Raw genomic sequence first — 1,001 nt, forward strand, 5'->3', positions numbered from 1 at the left:
GATCGAGGGCTTTCTGCAGCTGTTCCATCACGCGGTCCCCTTAGGCTTGGCTGCGGCCTTCTTCTTGGCCGCCGGCTTCGCGTCGGCGGCTTCGGCAACCATGGTCGTCGCCGGAATGGCCGCCGGCTCGGTGCGCGGCTCCTCCGCCGCCTTGGCGAAGTTCGGATGCACGACCTTGCCGCCGTCGGTCAGCATCGTCGCCTTGACCAGCTCGTCGTCGCGCTTGATGGCGAGCTGCTTCGTCGCCTTGTCGACCATCGTCTCGAGGAAGGCGTAGAGGTTCTTGGCGTAGAGCAGCGAGGCGGATGCGGCGACACGACCAGGCACGTTGAGATGGCCGACGATCTTGACGCCGTTCTCGGTCGTCACGACCCTGCCGGGAACCGCGCCCTCGACATTGCCGCCGCGCTCGACCGCGAGGTCGACGATCACCGAGCCCGGCTTCATCGAGGCGACCATGGCCGCCGAGACCAGCTTCGGCGCGGGGCGGCCGGGGATAAGCGCCGTGGTAATGACGATATCCTGCTTGGCGATGTGCTCGGCGGTCAGCGCCGCCTGCTTGGCCTGGTATTCCTTCGACATCTCCTTGGCGTAGCCGCCTGCCGTCTCGGCCGCCTTGAACTCCTCGTCCTCGACCGCCAGGAACTTGGCGCCAAGCGACTGCACCTGCTCCTTCACCGCCGGGCGCACGTCGGTGGCGGTGACGACGGCGCCAAGGCGGCGCGCGGTGGCGATCGCCTGCAGGCCGGCGACGCCGACGCCCATGATGAAGGTCTTGGCCGCAGGCACGGTGCCCGCCGCCGTCATCATCATCGGCAGCGCGCGATCGTATTCGGCGGCCGCGTCGATTACCGCCTGGTAGCCGGCAAGGTTGGCCTGCGAGGACAAAACGTCCATCACCTGCGCGCGGGTGATGCGCGGCATGAACTCCATGGAGAAGGCGGTGATGCCGGCCTTGGCCATGGCGGCCACTGCGGCATCGTTGCCGTATGGGTCCATGA

Annotated in this window: 1 protein-coding gene; it reads right to left on the reverse strand. The window is 67.7% G+C overall.

Annotated features, from left to right (window positions below):
* Positions 1-27: 27 nt before the first annotated feature.
* Positions 28-1,001, reverse strand: a 974-nt coding sequence (locus tag EOA24_RS39205) for an NAD(P) transhydrogenase subunit alpha (RefSeq protein WP_133374988.1), incomplete at its 5' end; no start/stop codon positions are given.

The organism is Mesorhizobium sp. M2A.F.Ca.ET.039.01.1.1, assembly GCF_003998035.1.
In the GTDB taxonomy this organism is placed as follows: domain Bacteria; phylum Pseudomonadota; class Alphaproteobacteria; order Rhizobiales; family Rhizobiaceae; genus Mesorhizobium.